Origin of the sequence: Photobacterium satsumensis (assembly GCF_050336935.1) — a bacterium.
Taxonomy (GTDB): domain Bacteria; phylum Pseudomonadota; class Gammaproteobacteria; order Enterobacterales; family Vibrionaceae; genus Photobacterium; species Photobacterium satsumensis.
The window spans coordinates 1-17,997 of sequence record NZ_JAKJSK010000016.1 but is presented as its reverse complement, the minus strand read 5'-3'; the positions used below and the strand labels follow the sequence as shown (position 1 = coordinate 17,997).

At 49.1% G+C, this 17,997-nt stretch carries 17 protein-coding genes, 1 tRNA gene and 2 rRNA genes; 11 read left to right on the top strand and 9 right to left on the bottom strand.

What is annotated here, in order from left to right; all coding sequences use genetic code 11:
- Positions 1 to 19: 19 nt before the first annotated feature.
- On the top strand, positions 20 to 481 hold the full coding sequence (locus L4D79_RS25490; protein ID WP_428655744.1) for a universal stress protein: 462 nt from the start codon (positions 20 to 22) through the stop codon (positions 479 to 481).
- 47 nt (positions 482 to 528) lie between these two features.
- Here L4D79_RS25490 and L4D79_RS25485 read toward each other — a convergent pair whose 3' ends face one another.
- Both L4D79_RS25485 and mpl read right to left on the bottom strand, forming a co-directional pair.
- Positions 529 to 1,158: a flavin prenyltransferase UbiX gene (locus L4D79_RS25485; protein ID WP_428655742.1), complete on the bottom strand. Its 630-nt coding sequence runs from the start codon at positions 1,156 to 1,158 to the stop codon at positions 529 to 531.
- Complete coding sequence (mpl, locus tag L4D79_RS25480; protein WP_428655739.1) at positions 1,151 to 2,512, bottom strand: UDP-N-acetylmuramate:L-alanyl-gamma-D-glutamyl-meso-diaminopimelate ligase; 1,362 nt, start codon at positions 2,510 to 2,512, stop codon at positions 1,151 to 1,153. The genes L4D79_RS25485 and mpl overlap by 8 nt, the downstream gene beginning before the upstream one ends.
- Before the next feature lie 207 nt (positions 2,513 to 2,719).
- Between mpl and fbp the strand changes: the two genes are divergently transcribed.
- The 3 genes from fbp to L4D79_RS25465 all read left to right on the top strand — a co-directional run bounded on the left by fbp (position 2,720) and on the right by L4D79_RS25465 (position 4,864).
- Positions 2,720 to 3,736, top strand: a complete 1,017-nt coding sequence (gene fbp, locus L4D79_RS25475; RefSeq protein ID WP_428655736.1) for a class 1 fructose-bisphosphatase — start codon at positions 2,720 to 2,722, stop codon at positions 3,734 to 3,736.
- A gap of 171 nt (positions 3,737 to 3,907) precedes the next feature.
- Entirely contained in the window at positions 3,908 to 4,438 is a 531-nt protein-coding gene (gene ppa, locus L4D79_RS25470) for an inorganic diphosphatase (protein WP_428655734.1), read from the top strand.
- Between the two features lie 57 nt (positions 4,439 to 4,495).
- A complete protein-coding gene (locus L4D79_RS25465; protein ID WP_428655732.1) occupies positions 4,496 to 4,864 on the top strand; it encodes a rhodanese-like domain-containing protein in 369 nt (122 codons plus the stop codon).
- Between the two features lie 16 nt (positions 4,865 to 4,880).
- Here the strand turns inward: L4D79_RS25465 and L4D79_RS25460 are convergent, their stop codons facing one another.
- From L4D79_RS25460 to tamA, 3 genes are read right to left on the bottom strand one after another with little or no spacing between them, the layout of a single operon-like run.
- A complete protein-coding gene (locus tag L4D79_RS25460) occupies positions 4,881 to 5,270 on the bottom strand; it encodes a gamma-glutamylcyclotransferase family protein (protein ID WP_428655730.1) in 390 nt (129 codons plus the stop codon).
- Positions 5,270 to 9,022, bottom strand: a complete 3,753-nt coding sequence (tamB, locus tag L4D79_RS25455; RefSeq protein WP_428655728.1) for an autotransporter assembly complex protein TamB — start codon at positions 9,020 to 9,022, stop codon at positions 5,270 to 5,272. The genes L4D79_RS25460 and tamB overlap by 1 nt, the downstream gene beginning before the upstream one ends.
- On the bottom strand, positions 9,019 to 10,734 hold the full coding sequence (gene tamA / locus L4D79_RS25450) for an autotransporter assembly complex protein TamA (protein ID WP_428655725.1): 1,716 nt from the start codon (positions 10,732 to 10,734) through the stop codon (positions 9,019 to 9,021). The genes tamB and tamA overlap by 4 nt, the downstream gene beginning before the upstream one ends.
- A gap of 172 nt (positions 10,735 to 10,906) precedes the next feature.
- Between tamA and msrA the strand changes: the two genes are divergently transcribed.
- The gene (msrA, locus tag L4D79_RS25445) at positions 10,907 to 11,530 is read left to right on the top strand and encodes a peptide-methionine (S)-S-oxide reductase MsrA (protein WP_428655723.1); all 624 of its coding nucleotides are present in this window, start codon (positions 10,907 to 10,909) and stop codon (positions 11,528 to 11,530) included.
- A 5-nt stretch (positions 11,531 to 11,535) separates the two neighbouring features.
- On the opposite strand, the gene L4D79_RS25440 is transcribed toward msrA, so the two are convergent.
- Positions 11,536 to 11,745 (bottom strand): DUF1107 domain-containing protein, encoded by a 210-nt coding sequence (locus L4D79_RS25440; RefSeq protein ID WP_428655720.1) that lies wholly within the window; start codon positions 11,743 to 11,745, stop codon positions 11,536 to 11,538.
- Between the two features lie 262 nt (positions 11,746 to 12,007).
- Between L4D79_RS25440 and L4D79_RS25435 the strand changes: the two genes are divergently transcribed.
- The 6 genes from L4D79_RS25435 to L4D79_RS25410 all read left to right on the top strand — a co-directional run bounded on the left by L4D79_RS25435 (position 12,008) and on the right by L4D79_RS25410 (position 17,062).
- Positions 12,008 to 12,559: a YtfJ family protein gene (locus tag L4D79_RS25435; protein ID WP_428655717.1), complete on the top strand. Its 552-nt coding sequence runs from the start codon at positions 12,008 to 12,010 to the stop codon at positions 12,557 to 12,559.
- A 443-nt stretch (positions 12,560 to 13,002) separates the two neighbouring features.
- The gene (gene zrgA / locus L4D79_RS25430) at positions 13,003 to 13,668 is read left to right on the top strand and encodes a zinc uptake protein ZrgA (RefSeq protein ID WP_428655715.1); all 666 of its coding nucleotides are present in this window, start codon (positions 13,003 to 13,005) and stop codon (positions 13,666 to 13,668) included.
- 49 nt (positions 13,669 to 13,717) lie between these two features.
- A complete protein-coding gene (locus tag L4D79_RS25425; RefSeq protein WP_428655713.1) occupies positions 13,718 to 14,407 on the top strand; it encodes an ATP-binding cassette domain-containing protein in 690 nt (229 codons plus the stop codon).
- Entirely contained in the window at positions 14,407 to 15,666 is a 1,260-nt protein-coding gene (locus tag L4D79_RS25420) for an ABC transporter permease (protein ID WP_428655710.1), read from the top strand. Before L4D79_RS25425 ends, L4D79_RS25420 begins: the two co-directional genes overlap by 1 nt.
- Positions 15,667 to 15,670: 4 nt before the next feature.
- Complete coding sequence (locus L4D79_RS25415) at positions 15,671 to 16,153, top strand: DUF3299 domain-containing protein (RefSeq protein WP_428655708.1); 483 nt, start codon at positions 15,671 to 15,673, stop codon at positions 16,151 to 16,153.
- A 57-nt stretch (positions 16,154 to 16,210) separates the two neighbouring features.
- Positions 16,211 to 17,062 (top strand): TIGR03899 family protein, encoded by an 852-nt coding sequence (locus L4D79_RS25410; RefSeq protein ID WP_428655706.1) that lies wholly within the window; start codon positions 16,211 to 16,213, stop codon positions 17,060 to 17,062.
- Between the two features lie 344 nt (positions 17,063 to 17,406).
- Here L4D79_RS25410 and L4D79_RS25405 read toward each other — a convergent pair.
- The 3 genes from L4D79_RS25405 to L4D79_RS25395 form a co-directional block, all read right to left on the bottom strand.
- Positions 17,407 to 17,483 (bottom strand) — tRNA-Asp (locus tag L4D79_RS25405).
- A gap of 66 nt (positions 17,484 to 17,549) precedes the next feature.
- Positions 17,550 to 17,665 (bottom strand): 5S ribosomal RNA (gene rrf / locus L4D79_RS25400).
- 131 nt (positions 17,666 to 17,796) lie between these two features.
- Positions 17,797 to 17,997 (bottom strand): 23S ribosomal RNA (locus L4D79_RS25395); the annotation flags it as partial.

The window sequence follows — 17,997 nt, the reverse complement described above, 5'->3', positions numbered from 1 at the left end:
CGTGAACAAAGAGAAAAGTATGTATAAGCAAATCTTAGTTCCGGTCGACCTTAATGAAAAAGGGTTCGCAGACAAAGCGGTTGAATTGGCGGTATGGCATGCCAAGCACTCCAACGCCACTATCCACTTGCTGAATGTTCTTCCTGGCATCCACATGGCCATGGTATCCAGCTATTTCCCCAAGGATGCGGCCCGCAAAATGATGCAGGATACACAGCAGCAACTCAAAGCCTTTGCCGAAACCTATATTCCACCGGAAATTGTCCACCACCAGCATGTCTCGGAAGGGAAAACGTGGACGACCATTTTGGATCATGCTGAGCGGGTTGGGGCTGATTTGATCATCATGCCCAGCCACAAGCGCTCTGGGCTGGATAAAGTCATGCTGGGTTCGGTCGCCACCAAAGTGGTAGAAAACTCCCCGATCAATGTGCTGGTGCTCAAACCGCAGGCCCACCTGGCTGAGTCTGTGGGCAGTTAACAAGATCAAAAAAGCCCGCTTGAGCGGGCTTTTCCTTTTCTGTGTATTTACTTTCTTTGGTCGTAACCCCAACGAGGCACCAAACCTTGTTCAACCCCGAGGTGGTCCAATATACGTGCGACCATAAAATCCACCAGATCCTCGATACTCGTCGGTTGGTGATAAAACCCCGGAGCCGCAGGCATAATCGTTGCGCCCATCTGTGACAGCTTTAGCATGTTTTCCAAGTGAAGCGTCGAGAACGGTGTTTCCCGTACAACCATCAACAGCTGGCCACGCTCCTTGAGTACCACATCGGCCGCCCGCTCCAACAAGTTATCCGACAACCCGTGGGCCACCGAAGCCAAGGTTCCAGCCGAACACGGACAAACCACCATTTGCTTGGGTGCAGCCGAGCCTGAAGCGACCGGCGAGAACCAGTCTTCTTTTCCACACACCTCAAGACCATCAGGATCGCACCCCAAATGCTTCACTAACGCCACCTTGGCAGCATCAGGGCCAGAGGGTAACTTCAACCCGTGCTCGGTCGCCAAGACCACCCGCGCTGCCGAGGAAATCAGCAAGTAAACATGGTAATCCGCCGCCAACAAGCACTCCAGCAAGCGCAGTCCATATGGCGCACCCGACGCCCCTGTCCACGCGAGAGTAATACGTTTGTCCCGTTTACGCTCACTCACTCGCAGCCTCCAAGGCCGCAAGAAGCTTGCCGTGAATACCACCAAAACCACCGTTACTCATCACCAGAATGTTATCACCGGGACGGGCGCTCGCGACAACCTTGCTCACCAACGCGTCCAAATCACTATCAGTCTGGCTAGGCTGCTGGCAATGCTCGGCGATTTCATCCACCGACCATGGGATGTTATCAGGTTGATAAATAAAGACCTCATCGGCCGCTGCCAGCGCCGGGGCCAAATCCAGTTTATGTACGCCGAGTTTCATGGTGTTCGAGCGAGGCTCCAATACCGCCAGGATACGTTGCTGGGAAACTTTTGCTCGCAGGCCACCTAAAGTCAGCTCAACCGCCGTCGGATGGTGGGCAAAATCATCATAGACTTTTACCCCAGCCTGCTCGCCTTTGAGCTCCAAACGACGCTTGGTATTGATAAACTTGCCCAGCGCCTCGCACGCTAAATCCGCGGTGACACCGACATGACGGGCCGCTGCAATAGCCATCAGGGCATTGCTGACGTTATGGTCACCGATGAGATCCCAATCAACAGTCCCGACCTTACAACCATCGAGCAAGACATCAAAACGGCTACCGGCCGCATCAAGCTTGTTGGCTAACCAATGACCGTCTTCGCCAATATATTCCAGCTCGCTCCAACAGCCCATGCCCAGTGTTTCATCAATCGCTTGAACTCCTTTCGGCGCCAAGATCCGGCCATTGCCCGGGACGGTTCTCACCAAGTGGTGGAACTGGCGCTGGATAGCCTTTAGGTCATCGAAGATATCTGCGTGATCGAACTCTAAATTGTTCATTACCAAGGTGCGTGGTCGATAATGAACAAACTTAGAACGTTTATCGAAAAAAGCACTATCGTATTCGTCCGCTTCGACGACAAAGAACATGCTTTCGCCTAAACGCGCGGAAACTCCGAAGTTTCCAAGCACCCCTCCGACTAAAAAGCCCGGTTGATAACCACAGTCTTCCAGGATCCAAGCCAGCATACTGGCTGTCGTGGTCTTACCATGGGTGCCAGCAACAGCCAGTACCCAACGGTCATGCAACAGAATCTCCTGCAACCACTGCGGCCCCGAGGTATAACGCAGGTTATGGTTAAGCACATATTCCACACAAGGGTTGCCACGGCTCATCGCATTGCCAACCACCACCAAATCAGGTGCAGGGTTTAGCTGAGCTGGGTCATAACCTTGAATAATTTCAATACCTTGAGATTCAAGCAAGGTACTCATCGGCGGATAAACATTGGCATCGCAGCCGGTCACTTTATGGCCCAGCTGACGGGCAAGAATTGCCGCCCCGCCCATAAAAGTGCCACAAATTCCTAAAATATGGATGTGCATAACTGTCGGCTCACTCGGTAATTTTCACTAATTTCACGCTTATGCGTTACTTCGTTACCATAAAAAAGATCTTTATATACAATATTTTATACAAAATAGAGCACGCACTATAAAAGGCTAAATGCCAATATGGGTATAAAAATTGTCCGTTAGAGACATTGTACCTGACTTAACCGCCCCAATGACAACAAGATGCAAGGATTGTATATGTCCGATATTAGAACCCTTGGCGAGTTCATTGTCGAGAAACAGAACGACTTCCCCCACGCCAGCGGTGAGCTTTCCTCGCTGCTGAGCTCAATTAAACTGGCGGCGAAAATCGTCAACCGTGAAATCAACAAGGCCGGCCTAGCTGATATCACAGGTTCATTCGGCGACGAGAATGTCCAGGGTGAAGAGCAGCAGAAACTCGATGTTTATGCTAATGATAAGTTTAAAGCCGCTCTGGAAGCACGCGACCAGGTTTGTGGTGTAGCAAGTGAAGAAGAAGACGAAGCCGTTACTTTCAACCGCGAGTTGAACCGTAACGCCAAATACGTCGTGTTGATGGATCCACTAGATGGTTCTTCGAATATCGACGTAAACGTTTCCGTCGGTACTATCTTCTCCATTTACCGTAGGGTTTCACCTGTTGGCACCCCACCAACACAAGAAGACTTCCTGCAACCAGGTAACCAGCAAGTGGCTGCGGGCTATATTATCTATGGCTCTTCAACCATGTTGGTTTACACCACAGGTAACGGTGTGCATGGCTTTACCTACGATCCATCTCTGGGTCTGTTCTGCCTATCGCACGAAAATTTACAAACCCCTGAAGATGGGCGTATTTACTCAATTAACGAGGGTAACTACTTCCGCTTCCCAATGGGTGTGAAAAAGTACATTAAGTACTGCCAGGAAAATGTACCGGAAGACGACCGCCCATATACTTCACGTTACATCGGTTCACTGGTTTCAGACTTCCACCGTAACCTGTTGAAAGGGGGTATCTACTTGTACCCAAGCACAGCAACCCACCCAACTGGTAAGCTACGCCTACTATACGAGTGCAACCCGATGGCCTTCCTGATTGAACAGGCTGGCGGCAAGGCTTCGGATGGTGCAGGCCGAATCATGGATATCAAACCGACTGAACTCCACCAGCGCGTACCTTTCTTTGTCGGTTCAACCAACATGGTAGAGAAAGTCGAAGCTTTCTTGGCTGAGTTCCCTGAGCAAGACTAAGTAAACAAACAGGCTGAGTTCCTCAGCCTGTTTTCTTCCAGCAGTACTTCTTTCTCCCTCAAAGTGTTAACTACGCCGACAACTTATTGCTATTAGACAATAAAAGAAGGTTGTTGGTATTATAATTTCAACAACACCAACAATTGATTAACCAAGCAAAAGGAAGAGACGATGAGCCTGAATCAGGTCCCTGCTGGGAAGGACATACCCGAAGATATCTATGTTGTCATTGAAATCCCTGCCAATGCCGATCCAATCAAGTATGAGGTCGACAAAGACAGTGGTGCTGTTTTCGTAGACCGATTCATGTCTACACCGATGTTTTATCCTTGTAACTACGGCTATGTAAACCACACCCTATCACTTGATGGTGACCCGGTTGATGTACTGGTGCCAACACCTTTTCCTTTGGTTCCTGGCTCGGTGATCCGCTGTCGTCCTGTGGGTGTGCTAAAAATGTCTGATGAATCAGGCGAAGATGCCAAGGTTGTCGCAGTACCTCACAGCAAGCTAACCAAAGAGTACGAGCATATTCAGGATATTAATGACCTCCCTGAACTTTTAAAGGCCCAAATAACCCACTTCTTCGAGCGTTACAAAGAACTTGAGCCGGGTAAATGGGTGAAAGTAGAAGGCTGGGCAGACGCTACCGCCGCCAAGGAAGAGATCCTCGAGTCATTCAAGCGCGCCCAGGAAAAATAAACGCTAAGATCTATCATTCCCGGGCAATAAGCCCGGGAAAGTAACAGAGGTAATCCTATGCAAAGGCTGATGATAGCTGCTGCTTTTATGTTGAGCTTATGGGCCAACACATCATTCGCAGACGTCGTGACAGCAGAGGAATTTTGGCAGTCTTACCATGGTGGCCACTCCGGCAGGCCAATGATCATTGACGTCCGCAGCCATGAGGAGTTCATCAACGGCCATCTTCCGGGAGCCATCAATATTCCCTATGATCAAATTGATCAGCTAACAAGTTTTGCCCCAGACAAAAGTCAATCGCTGTTTATCTATTGCCGTTCAGGCCGCCGCTCAGGCATTGCAGAAGCAACCCTGACCGAACTTGGCTATACCAATATCTATAATGGTGAAAGCTACCAGGCATTGGCCGAAGCGATGCCCCAGTAAGCTAGGATAAAAGAAGCTAGAGAAAAGAGCTTGATACCGTGCCACCTCGTTGGCACCAATCTCCGTTTACGATCACAGGCAAACCATCCACAGAGTGGTTATACAGATATATCCATGCCTTACCGTAAGAGGTGTCAACCTCTACCCGATCATATTCAACCGGATATACTTCGAGCCAATCGAGCGCCCGTAAAGTACACTCATTGATTTGATAGACCTCCCCCCAGAGCTGTCCTCCTTTCGATGAGGCTACAGCCGCAGGGTAAGGACCTAAATCATAAAGAGTATAGCCTCCGTGCAGGCACTCCGAGCCTAACTTAACTGCATTTTTGAGGAGGCCGGCATTGGCCTCCCCCTCACGCAGGGAACCATAGACAAAGACTTTCACTCTTCCCTCTGGCTGCATTAATTAAACTCAAATTGGTATAGCAAGTCAGCCGCACTGTCTAGACCCGAGACCACTTCCACATAGAGATCTTTCATCAATCGGTAACGCACGGTGAATTCCGGAATAGAATTAAAAATACCCACTCCGTACTTCACCTGTAAACCCGGTGCAATATAGCCACTGATTGTCACTTGGGTATCATCACCTGAACCCGCTGTATCTAATGCCAAATCCTGAACACCAAATGCTTCCCCTACATTCCCCACAAGCTGGCCACTCTGTGCTAAGCCCATGGTAAGTAAGGTGGTTGCCATCGCATCATTGCTATCACCTGATTCACTGTCCAAGTCCCTTCCCCGTAGAATATAGGACAGGGCATTTTGCTGTGGCATCGCCGGATCAGAAAAAATATCCACCCTCGGTTCATCGGCAGGTCCTGTCACCCGCAGCCCGGCAATCACGTCATCTTCGATATTGTCAGGATCCCGGATTGCCTCAATCGACAAGTAAGGCTGATCGGCAGGCCCATTGAACAAGATCTGCCCTTTGCGGATCACCAACTCCTGAGCAAAAGAACGATAGGTACCGTTACGCAGATTGATTTCACCGTATACCAGCGGGCCTTTTTCATCTTGGCGGACATTCAGATCCCCCACCAGCCCGGCTTTAAGCCCGAATGCGGATAGCTTGACGTCGTTGCCAATTCTCACCAGGACATTGGTCTTAAGATTAAACGGGATCGGCTGTTCAGTATCGACGGGTTGCAGATCGGCATTAAGCAATATCTCATCATCCGACACCGAGACGGCAGACTCCGGTAGCTGATCGACCGTAATACGTCCCCATGGAATGGCGACACTGCCCGTTATCTCAGCTTGCCTCGGCGTTGCCTTTATCATCAAGTCCGGCGACACCTTCACCGCCAGCAATGGCGGTACTGTCACTTCAAGCTCCCGGCCGTTGACCCCGAGCTGGCCACGCCAATTAGCCAGATCCTGCCAGTTACCGTCACCGGTGATATTCAGCTTACCATCCGGTGTCACCACCTCACCGCTGAGCTGGGCCTGATAACCACTGAAGGTGGCCGTAATATCGGCTTTATCCACATCCAGCGGCACGGTCCGCCCCGAGGCTTTAACGTTACTGACCTTGAGCAAACCATTGACCGCAGGATGCATCACCGGCCCAGTTACCGAGAGGTCGGCATCAATCTGGCCATCGAAGCTGTGATAGTCCATCAATAAGGGTTTCAGGAAGCCAAGCATGAAGCGATCTAGCTTCAAGCGAGCATCCAGCTGTTGATCACCACTCAAAGGAGCGATCTTGGCTCGGCCGCTCAAATCACCGTTGTCACGAATCGCAAATAACCAATCGGCCATCAATGTATCTTGCTTAACTTCTGCATTGATCGTCACCTTATCCCAAGCGACAGTGACCGACTCCAAGTCAGGGTCTTGCTGCTGAGTCACGCTACCAGCCGGCAAATTGACACTGGCTTTAACATACGGTGCCGATTGCGGTGCCCATGCCACTTCAGCCTGCGCGCCAGCACTGCCTTTAAGCTCTAGCGTATCTGGTAGAAATGGCTCCAGCATCTCGAAGCTGACATTGCTCAGCGCCACATTAGCACGGCCACTCGCACCGGCTTCCATATTCTGGGTTAGGCACAGGGCAGCTTTACCTTGACCTTGTTCCCAGCAATGCGCCGCAACACTGGCTAATTGCTTATCAAACCGGTAACCCAACGCAGTGGAACGATCGAGCTTCCAAACACCTAGCTCGGTATCAATTTCTCCTTGCTGGAGTGCGCCACGCCAACCTTTATCTCGGTCGAGCTCCCCTTGCAGACGCAATACTGTGCTTACTGGTTCAGCATTCACATCCAGCACTAGCTGATGCTGCTTTTCACTTCCTTGGAACAACAGCGATAAATCTTTCAGGGTAAAGGTGTCATAACGGCCACCTGATGCGGTCAGGCTGATATCGGCGTCTAGTGCAGGCATCGGAGTGATTTGACCTTTCAGTGTCAATTTCTCAAGCGAGGCTAGCTCTTCCCAGCCCAAGGCCTCGCCAACCAAATCGACATCCAAATCCGGCTCAACCATTTTTCCTTTCAGTTGAATATTGCCCTTCACACTGCCACGCAAACCTGGCAGGGATTGGGATAGATCCGGTGCATTGATCTCAGCGGCCATATCCCAAGTTTTGGTCAGCCGACCTTTGGCTGAGAACCCGTTCGGTCCATGCTTCAACGCCAACCCCTGAGTATCCAGCTGAAGATCCCCTTTACCTGAGTTATCTTTAGCCGACAATTGCCCTACGAGATCGAGCTGTTGCTCCATCACCACACCATCAACAACCAATTCAGGCAACTCAACGAACCAGCCACCTTGTGAGGTAAGCCCACCGGATGTCCTCAACTTACCACTTAAATCCCCGGGTACATCCTGCCACTCCAACCCCGGCTGAATATGGCTAAAGGCCAGCTCACCTTGCCAGGTCACCAAGTCTTTCCAACTCGCCTTGGCATTACCGGAAATAGAGCCCCCTAAGGTATCAACCGCAAGACGACTCAATTCAATATCTTCAAGGCTACCCTTACCCACCAACTCGGCGCCGACAGCAGGCATCGGCTTACCATCAATCTGGCTTTTGAGTGTAAAACGGTAACCATCAAGGCTGCCTTTGGCCGTCAATTGTGTCTCTTTCACCTCAAAATCTGGCTTGCTATCAATAGGCCATTGCAGGTGCTGGCTCTCAAGGGAGATATCAAAAGGCAGCGCCGGATCCAGCGCGGATAAACGCCCTTTCAACCAAGCGTCCAGCGTCCCTTTGACACGGGCATCCAGAATCAAATTGGCCACACTGCCGTCAGCTTTGAGAACCAAGTCATGCTGTTTCAACGGGGCCATTTTGATAGCAACATCTGCCTTGAGCGCCAGCGGGTAATCACCTGTCAGTGCAATATTGGCCTCAGCCTTCAGATCGGCCTGCGGCGCTGAAACCTCCAACGCCTCAATCACCACCTCGCTGCCTTTCGCCTTAGCGATCAATTCTAGCTTCTCTACGGTCTGCGGCGTCTCACCGTGAAGCGTAAATGCCTCAACGGTAAAACGCTGGACATCAATCGAAAGTGGGATAAGGACTTCGGGTAACACGATAGGTTGCGGTGCTGCGGTCTCAGCTTTAGCGGCCTCTGCCGATTCAGCGCTAGCGGGTGCCAGGGTAAGATCAATATTCTTCCAGTCTGTCGGCTTGAGGGTCAGTGTATCCCCCTGCATATCCGCCGCACTAGAGAAGTGTTGCCAAGCGACTTTATTGCCGAGCACATCAAGTTCAATATCATCAAGAACCAGGCGTGAGAGGCTGATAGGAAGTGGTAAGTTTATCTCTGTCACAGGCTCAGAAGGTACTGCTTGCTCGGTATCTGCTGTTGCCGGAGGCAGCTCCGGCATCGAAAACCGTACTCCAGACAGCGCGAGCTCAGAAATACATACCGCAGGGGTCAGCAAACAGCTGTCTTCAATATCCAAGGCCAGCTGCGCGACAGATAAGTCGATACTGTCATCACTATAATCCACCTGCTGCAAAGAGAACCCGTTCAATAGGCTACCCTGACTGGCCCCTATACTCAGTGACGGCAAGACTTTCTGCGCCCCCCATACTGCAACTTTAATCCCGGCGGGGGTATACAACAGTGCTGCTATGGCAATCACCACCACCATCAAGAGTGCCAACAAGGCGATAGCCGAGCGCTTTACCCACATCATATTTCTGGCCCCAAAACAAAGTGGAGCTGGAATTTATCTTTTTCTTTATCCAGTCCCCAAGCAAAATCAACACGGATAGGTCCCACCGGCGATGCCCAACGGACACCTACCCCGGTACCGGCCAGCCATTCAGGGCTGTCGTTCCAGGCCGAGCCATAATCATAGAAAACAGCTCCCCACCAATTGCCATAGACTCGGTACTGATACTCAAGCGAGGAAGTAAGCATATACTTACCCCCTTCCCTAAGGCCTTCTTCATTACGTGGCGAAATTGATTCGTAACTGTAACCTCGCAGGCTATTGTCACCACCGATAAAAAAGCGCATTGAAGGAGGAATATCCGTCAGGTTATCGGCAATCACTGCCCCGCCATCCAAGCGGAACAGTCCTCGATGGTTCTCTCCCTCACTACGAATCCAAGCTGAACGTCCACGTAACCGTGTTAATCGGGTATCAGAACCTAACACGGGATCAGAGTACTCAATTGAGATCAGCTGCTTATCACCCCAAGTCGGCATCGCACCACCACGAAGGCGTGTTTTGTCATAACTGATCCCCGGGATCACCATAAACAAATTGCCACTTTCAATTTTACCCTGGGTATAGTCTTCGTAGAGCAAGCGCATTGACGCGATCCGCTTCCAACCCGACTCCAAACGCCAATGACGCTCAACGGCCAAATTGGTTTCTGTACTGACAGTATCGTGGTTATCAACATAGCGGATCCCACCCACAACTTGATAGTAATCATTCAGTACATCATCAAGCGGGATTTTATAGGTCGCTTCGATTTTAGGCTGGATCTCAGACAGCTCAGTTTTGATGCTCAAGCTATGCCCTTTGCTATTGAGCCACGGCTTGCGCCAGTTGAATTTCAGACGAGGGCCAACATCGGTCGAATAACCGATACCGGTTTCAACTTGGTTCTTAACTTGCGGTTTGACGACCACACTGACAGGGATCTCTTCGTCTTTGATGTCGGCAATCTCACCACCGACAAATATCGAAGAGAACCAGCCGACATTGGACAGGCGCTGGTTAAACTCACCCAATGTTGAAGCGAGGTATGGGTCACCTTCCTCGTAGGGCATCAATGACTCTAAGCGATCCAGATCGATCTGGCTGCCTTCGAAAACCGTTTCACCAAAGTTATAGCGCTGGCCCGAAGCGTACTCTATCGTGATGAACGCCTCGTTACGGCTCGGCGCAACTTCCAGACGGCTGACTTTCAACTCGCCATCAAAGTACCCTTTCCTCAGCGCCAAGCTGGTCAGAGACGACTTCAATGACTCGTACTTTCCATGGTTAAGCGTCTGACCCAACCCCAGCCCACTGGTGCGAATAAGAGCAAGAAAATCAGGATCTGTCTTTGCCATCCCGGTCAAAACAATGCTACTGCGGGCGATGGTTGTCTTTGGCCCCGCCGCAACCTGAACAACCAGTTCACTACCTTCTTCAGCTTCGGAAAACGTGATCGTGGGGTTATAGCGTCCTAACGCTTTGAGCGCATCGCGGATCTCTCCCTCAAGCTGCTCGCGAAAGCGTAAGGAAGTATTGTAATCATCTTCAGGGATTGCAGAGACATAAGCATCAACATTGTCCTTGAGGCTGCCTTTTAACCCTTTTATCTTCAAAGAGGTCGCGGCTGAAGCCGGTACAGCAACGGTAAGCGCAAGTGTTGCTAGGCCATAGCGCAAAAAAGGTATCTTCATTCTTATTTACTTCATCGGTTAGCGCATTATTTTTATGTTTGTGCATGCTTAATTCTGACAAAGCCCAGCCCTAACTGCCAATCTTTTGCTTCGAAAATCCGCCGAAGTTGAATGTATTCCCTGTTTCCTCTACTTTGAAGAAAGTCAGTGGCATCAAAATAAGGAAATATCCATGTCATCATCCAAACAAACCATGCCAACAGAAAGCCAAGCCCTGATTGGCCGGGCAACCCCAATTGTGCCTTCGTTACCCCATGCAGTGAATGGCACTCCCCTCAATGACGAGATCCCTCAAGGAATGGAAGTGCTTACTGTCGGGATGGGGTGCTTTTGGGGGGCGGAAAGACTATTTTGGCAACAAACAGGTATATACAGCACAGCTGTCGGATACAGTGGCGGACTCACCCCCAACCCAAGTTATAAAGAAGTATGCACCGGGCTGACAGGTCATAACGAAGTCGTCAGGGTTATTTTTAACCCGCAACAGATCAGTCTAGGCGCCTTGCTGACACTGTTTTGGGAAAGCCACGATCCCACCCAAGGCATGCGGCAAGGTAATGATGTGGGTACCCAATACCGCTCAGCAATCTACACCAATTCAGATCAGCAATATCAAGAAGCAATAGCCAGCAAAGCCCTTTACCAGCAAGCGCTGGCCGATGCTGTGATTACCACAGAAATCCTCCCGGTGGGCACGTTTTACTTTGCCGAAGATTACCACCAGCAATACCTTGCCAAGAATCCAGGTGGTTATTGCGGGCTAGGCGGAACTGGCATATGTATGCCTCCGAAATAACAATATTAGTAAGCTTCTGCACTAAGGAGCTGGATCTCACGGTTGACTTCGCTCAGCACATTCAGCGCCTTGGTGTCCTGCTTTTTGGGTGGCAATAAACGCCCGCAATCAAATTCAAAAGCCCCAACACCGATAATAAATAACCGGCCCCGAAAGTAGCTTTTCACATGCCGAGCAACTTGGTTTGGTCGATATTGTTTGAATACTCTTAACATGGTTCCCTCACAAAATTACTATCACTATAGACCTTGAAAACGCCCGGATGTTTCCTTTTTCCAAGACGAAAATAATCAAGCAAGTTACCTGCCAGTTAATCAATGTTTGGTAAGTTTATCGCTAATCCGTTGACCCACCCACCCAAATACGCACTTTGTTTTATATTTTCGTGATTAAGTTCAAGGCTTTACAAACTGGTTAAACCAGCTTGCTGACAGTAATCTAAGATAATGGCGCGTCTAATAAATAATGGAAATAATGATGAATAAGAAGCCTACTTTTGCCTTGATGGCTATGCTACTACCCGGCAGTGTGTTTGCCCACAATCTAAACGTCGGTGATGCACTGCCAAATGTTGTGGTTGCAGATAAGGGGGAAATTACCCTACAAGATGACAAAATTGTCTATCAAGATTGGAATAGCGAGCAGTTAGCTGGCAAAGTGCGGGTGATCCAAGCCATTGCTGGCCGTAGCTCAGCCAAGGCACTGAATGCCGATCTAATGAGTGCCATAACAGCAGCAGATTTTCCGAATGAACAATACCAAACTACGACCATCATCAATCAAGATGATGCGATCTGGGGAACCGGTAGCTTTGTGAAATCTTCCGCTGAGGATAGCAAACGCGACTTCTCTTGGTCTTCGATGGTGCTGGATGCCAATGGTACCGTCCATCAGTCGTGGCAGCTTGCTGCGGAAGATTCAGCCATTATTGTCCTTGATAAGAGTAGCCATGTACTGTTTGTAAAAGAAGGCAAACTGTCATCTCAAGAAATCGAACAGGCACTAGAGTTGGTAAAAAGTAACCTTTAGGACAACTTAATAAACCTCAATTAAAATCAAAATGATATGAAAGCCATGTTATGCCGAAAGTAGTAATGTTATATTATTACACCTCATGGATATGGTTTTCATTTTATCAAAGTGAATCTCGCACAATACTGGATACACAGACTTAGCCTAATACTGATCTGCCTGATCGTCATCATCGGGCCTGTCACCGTATTGCACCAACTAGAAGCGACTTCAGACCAACACCATGCGATCGACTGCTCCATCTGCCACGTCGTCCATGACAGCTTCCTCGTTCAGCACAGTTTGCTTCCTGAGACTCCGCCGCTCCACACGATAATCGTCAATACTGAGCCCCATCAAGGGTTTCAGCGATATCGCTCTCCAATAGCCCGTTCCCCACCCGTTACTCGTGATAGTTAACACTACGACTTTTTAATCACGAACAATTTATTGGGGTAACCATGCGTTTTAATCAATCACTATCACCAATCACGACTCTATTAGTAAGCATTGGTTTGGCTGTATCGAGCACAGCCTCTGCAGAAGAACACTTTCGCCAACATGATGCTCATGTCCATGGTGTCGTTGAAGTGAATATCGCTCAAGACGGGCAAGACTTGTTGATGGAAATACACGCGCCAGGCGCTGATGTCGTCGGCTTTGAACACGCACCACAGACTGCTGAGCAAAAGGCTGCGCTTGAAAACGCTATAAAAAAGTTAGCATCACCAGATTCAACCTGGATGCTGACATCGAGTGCGCAGTGCCAATTGGTAGATAGCCAAGTCACTGAAACGTTATCGGCTCAAGAAGGCAATGAGCACGGTCATGACAAACATGATCATGATGTCCACGGCCACGGGCATGACAAACACGATCATGATGACCACGGTCACGACCACGACCACGACCACGACCACGACCACGACCACGACCAGCATGGTGCGCACGGCGAGTTTTCGGCGCAATACACCTACAAGTGTGGCGATATTAATCAGCTCACTGATGTCAAAACCCAGTGGTTTACCCACTTCCCAACCACTGAGCGCATCACTGTCAATGCGATTACAGATAAAGGACAGAAAGCTGGGTCACTGACCTCAAACGCAGTCACTTTCCGCTTCTAATACTTATCCAACCAAAATGGGGAATTCATTCCCCATTTCAGGACAAACCATGAGCATTATTGAGATTCGCGAACTCACATTCCAATGGCCTCGCCAAACCAAACCGCTATTAGATATCCCGTCACTGGCTGTGAACAAAGGGGAAAAAGTCTTCATCAAGGGGCCTAGCGGCAGTGGAAAATCAAGCCTTTTGAGTTTACTGGCTGGGATTAACGAACCAACAACAGGCACCATCGAGCTACTTGGGCAGCCTTTCAGCACCCTGAAGCCAACCAGTAGAGACCGTTTTAGGGCCGACCATATTGGTTACATCTTCCAGATGTTCAACCTACTCCCTTACCTGTCTGTCATTGATAACGTACTCCTCCCTTGCCGTTTTTCGACATTACGCAAACAACACGTTAACGGCGGGATGTATGAACAGGCAAAGCAGTTACTCACCCAACTTCATTTACCAGCAGAATGCTTGGATAGTCCCATCAGCGAGCTCAGCATCGGTCAACAACAAAGAGTAGCCGCCGCAAGAGCCTTGATTGGTAAGCCCAAACTGCTTATTGCAGATGAACCTACCTCAGCGCTGGATCATAATAACCGCGAGGCCTTCATTAAATTGCTAATGGCTGAATGCGATAAATCAGATACCACGTTGCTGTTTGTAAGCCATGATGAAACGCTCGAGCCACTATTTGATCGCAGCATCAACCTTAACGCCATCAACCAAGCTGCAAAGGGGGAGTAATGGGAGCAATTCTTCGCCTTGCCTGGCAAAGCCTAGCTAATAGAAAAGCAACCGCAATACTGACACTATTGACGGTTGCAATCTCGGTGACCCTATTGCTTGGAGTTGAAAAGGTCAGGACACAGGCCAAATCCAGTTTTGCCAATACGATATCAGAAACAGACCTCATCGTCGGGTCTCGTTCCGGACAAGTTAACCTATTACTCTACTCTGTTTTTAGAATTGGTAATGCAACTAATAATATCGACTGGCAAAGCTTCCAAGAAATCAGCCAACACCGTTCAGTAAAATGGGCGATCCCAATTTCACTGGGCGACTCTCATCGTGGTTTCCGTGTTATAGGTACCAACGGTGATTACTTTAAACATTACCGTTACGGGCAGAAACAACCGCTTGAGTTAGCTCAGGGTAAGATCTTCGATAGCCTATTTGAAACGGTTATCGGTGCAGAGGTTGCTAAAAAGCTCGATTACAAAATTGATGACGAAATCATCATCGCCCATGGCATCAGTGATCAGTCCTTCAACCGTCATGACAACTTGCCCTTTAAAATCGTAGGTATACTTGAGCCTACCGGTACACCTGTCGATCGAAGCGTTCATGTCTCTTTGCCTGCTATTGAAGCTATTCATGTCGGATGGGAAAGTGGAGCCCGCTTAGGACCAACGCCAGATGCGGAGCTGCTGGCTACCCAGCAGTTCGCCCCCAAGCAGATCACAGCATTTATGCTGGGCCTCAATTCGAAAATCCAAACCTTTGCTCTGCAACGTTATATCAATACTTATACCAAAGAACCACTGAGTGCCATCATGCCAGGTATCGCCCTTCATGAACTGTGGGGCATGATGTCTATAGCAGAGCAAGCATTGCTGGTTGTCTCAGGCTTTGTCGTGATCGCGGGACTACTCGGTATGTTGACCAGCTTATTGACCAGCCTGAATGAAAGACGGCGGGAGATGGCAATCCTCAGGGCCATGGGGGCAAGACCCGGTCATATCTTCTTCCTGCTAACCAGTGAAGCAACCCTCCTGACCGCACTCGGAGTCACCCTCGGTACCTCTTTACTGTACTTGATCTTGCTGATCACTCAGCCAATTATCCAGACACAGTTTGGATTATTTATTCCGATCACAGCTCCTACAAACCATGAGCTGTTGTTGTTAGTACTCGTTCAGTTAGCTGGTATGCTAGTTGGTATCATTCCTGCTGTCCGCGCCTATCGACATTCGCTTTCGGACGGCATGACTATAAAGGTATAAACACATGAAAAGATGGCTACTCGCACTTTGCTGCTGGTTTCCACTTCTGAGCTCTGCAAATGAAGCTTTGACGCTGGACTGGATTGACTTAGTTCCAGAAAAAGAACGCACTCAGTTCAACGCAAACCAAATGCCGATCCTCAATCATGATGGAGAGGCCGCAAACCAATCAATGATTGGCAACGTCAGAGAAGAACTCAATGGCAGCACAGTCAAAATCCCAGGGTTTGTGATCCCTCTTGAGGGTGATGATAAAGCGGTTACCGAGTTTCTCTTAGTGCCATATTTTGGTGCATGTATCCACGTACCACCTCCGCCCCCCAATCAGATTGTGTACGTGAAATTTCCGAAAGGAGCGCCTATACAGCAGCTATGGGATGTGGTTTACGTCGTGGGAACATTGAAAACCCAGAGCGTGAGCCATGATCTTGCTGAAGTGGGCTACCTGCTCGAAGGCAGCGCCATCGAAGACTACGACGATATGTAATATCAATTTAGCCAGCTTCCCTTGAAGCTGGCCATCAAATATTTAAGGGTGATCACTATGGAAGGCGAGAGCAAAGTATCCCCGCCCCTAGAACCACAAACAACAGACAAAGAAAAGACCAAAAGCTACCCTCCCAATATCATTAGTACGATTGCTGAAGAGCTCGGTGTCAGCTACAAAATTACTAACGATGGGCCACATACCGTTTCAGAAAGGTGTGAAGGCCGATACAAAAAAGAGCAACATTTCCAACAAGAAAATCTTGAGAAAATATTCAAGCTAACCTTCGATACGACCCCTCTCGAGAAAGCCAAGAATATTGATCCTGATTGGCTTAACTACTTCACTTCAATCGCAAAAAAAATACGTAACAGTTCAATGCAGCAACTATGGAGCCGAATTCTCAGACAAGAATTTTTGTCCCCTGGCTCAGTATCATTAAAGACGCTTGATACGCTGCGTAATATGACCCACAAAGAAGCACAAGTTTTCCACCGCGCCTGTACACTGTCATGTCATTTTGGCAATGACAAAAGCAAAAAGCTCCTGACTGCTTTGAAAATAAAACACAAGTTCCTGCCCAGCTTGTTCGCCCCCTCCCTACATGCCGTTTCTTTAGGTAACTTTTCTCTACCTTACTCCGATCTTCTGATCTTATTAGATCTAGGGCTTATATTAAAAAGTGAACTAGAGTCGGGAGAGTTAGCATCAGGTATACCGCTTCCATTTAGCTACCAGAACCATACCTATCAGCTCACTCCACACCAGAGAGGTCTTAGTTTCACATATTACCGCTTATCACCAACAGGACAAGAAATTGCAGAGCTATTAGGCAGTAAGACGCACGAGCCCTTCCGAGAAACCATCCTTGAGCTACTGGCTCCACTCTTTGTCATTGAAAGCCAATAATAACATGGCCTTTCACTTCTAAAATTAACTCGCTCCCCCAGACGTTAAACGCAAAAAGCCTCGCCATTTCTGACGAGGCTTTCTAATTAAGTGGCGGAGCTGATGGGACTCAACGCGCACGGCCAGTGCCGCGACTAAAGTGCGCAGCACTTATAGGGCGCAGCACTTTTAGGGCGCACAGAATGCAAAAAAGCCTCGCTATTTCTAGCGAGGCTTCTTAATAAGTGGCGGAACGGCCGGGCTTGCGTACAAGTGGGACTCAAGCCGCAGGCTCGTGAGAGTCCTTTTTCAATGCTACAGATAGTAAAAAACCCCAGCCTTTCGACTGAGGTTTCTTTAATAAGTGGCGGAGCGGACGGGACTCGAACCCGCGACCCCCGGCGTGACAGGCCGGTATTCTAACCAACTGAACTACCGCTCCACACGGTGATAAACATGTTCATGTCTATCCGATACACGTTGTTCAATACGCATATCTAAATTGGGAGCCTGGCGATGACCTACTCTCACATGGGGAGACCCCACACTACCATCGGCGCTATTACGTTTCACTACTGAGTTCGGCATGGGATCAGGTGGGTCCATAATGCTATGGTCGCCAAGCAAATTCTGTTTATTCACCGCCCTTCGGGCAGCAAATAGCAATCTGGGAAAATCTGACTAGCTCTTACTAATTAAGCTCTCAACACTCATTCAAGTGCTCATGGAGTCCGCTAAAACCCCTTGGGTGTTGTATGGTTAAGCCTCACGGGCAATTAGTACAGGTTAGCTCAACGCCTCACAGCGCTTACACACTCTGCCTATCTACGTCGTAGTCTTCAACAACCCTTTAGGAACCTTATAGGTTCAGGGATGACTCATCTCGAGGCTCGCTTCCCGCTTAGATGCTTTCAGCGGTTATCGATTCCGAACTTAGCTACCGGGCAATGCGTCTG

Bases quoted from the DNA above. Each gene is read 5' to 3' on its own strand.
- msrA (WP_428655723.1), top strand. From the start codon at position 10,907: ATGTCATCATCCAAACAAACCATGCCAACAGAAAGCCAAGCCCTGATT.
- mpl (WP_428655739.1), bottom strand. From the start codon at position 2,512: ATGCACATCCATATTTTAGGAATTTGTGGCACTTTTATGGGCGGGGCG.
- L4D79_RS25425 (WP_428655713.1), top strand. From the start codon at position 13,718: ATGAGCATTATTGAGATTCGCGAACTCACATTCCAATGGCCTCGCCAA.
- L4D79_RS25440 (WP_428655720.1), bottom strand. From the start codon at position 11,745: ATGTTAAGAGTATTCAAACAATATCGACCAAACCAAGTTGCTCGGCAT.
- tamB (WP_428655728.1), bottom strand. From the start codon at position 9,022: ATGATGTGGGTAAAGCGCTCGGCTATCGCCTTGTTGGCACTCTTGATG.
- L4D79_RS25435 (WP_428655717.1), top strand. From the start codon at position 12,008: ATGAATAAGAAGCCTACTTTTGCCTTGATGGCTATGCTACTACCCGGC.
- L4D79_RS25465 (WP_428655732.1), top strand. From the start codon at position 4,496: ATGCAAAGGCTGATGATAGCTGCTGCTTTTATGTTGAGCTTATGGGCC.
- fbp (WP_428655736.1), top strand. From the start codon at position 2,720: ATGTCCGATATTAGAACCCTTGGCGAGTTCATTGTCGAGAAACAGAAC.
- L4D79_RS25420 (WP_428655710.1), top strand. From the start codon at position 14,407: ATGGGAGCAATTCTTCGCCTTGCCTGGCAAAGCCTAGCTAATAGAAAA.
- L4D79_RS25415 (WP_428655708.1), top strand. From the start codon at position 15,671: ATGAAAAGATGGCTACTCGCACTTTGCTGCTGGTTTCCACTTCTGAGC.
- L4D79_RS25460 (WP_428655730.1), bottom strand. From the start codon at position 5,270: ATGCAGCCAGAGGGAAGAGTGAAAGTCTTTGTCTATGGTTCCCTGCGT.
- L4D79_RS25490 (WP_428655744.1), top strand. From the start codon at position 20: ATGTATAAGCAAATCTTAGTTCCGGTCGACCTTAATGAAAAAGGGTTC.
- zrgA (WP_428655715.1), top strand. From the start codon at position 13,003: ATGCGTTTTAATCAATCACTATCACCAATCACGACTCTATTAGTAAGC.
- ppa (WP_428655734.1), top strand. From the start codon at position 3,908: ATGAGCCTGAATCAGGTCCCTGCTGGGAAGGACATACCCGAAGATATC.
- L4D79_RS25410 (WP_428655706.1), top strand. From the start codon at position 16,211: ATGGAAGGCGAGAGCAAAGTATCCCCGCCCCTAGAACCACAAACAACA.
- tamA (WP_428655725.1), bottom strand. From the start codon at position 10,734: ATGAAGATACCTTTTTTGCGCTATGGCCTAGCAACACTTGCGCTTACC.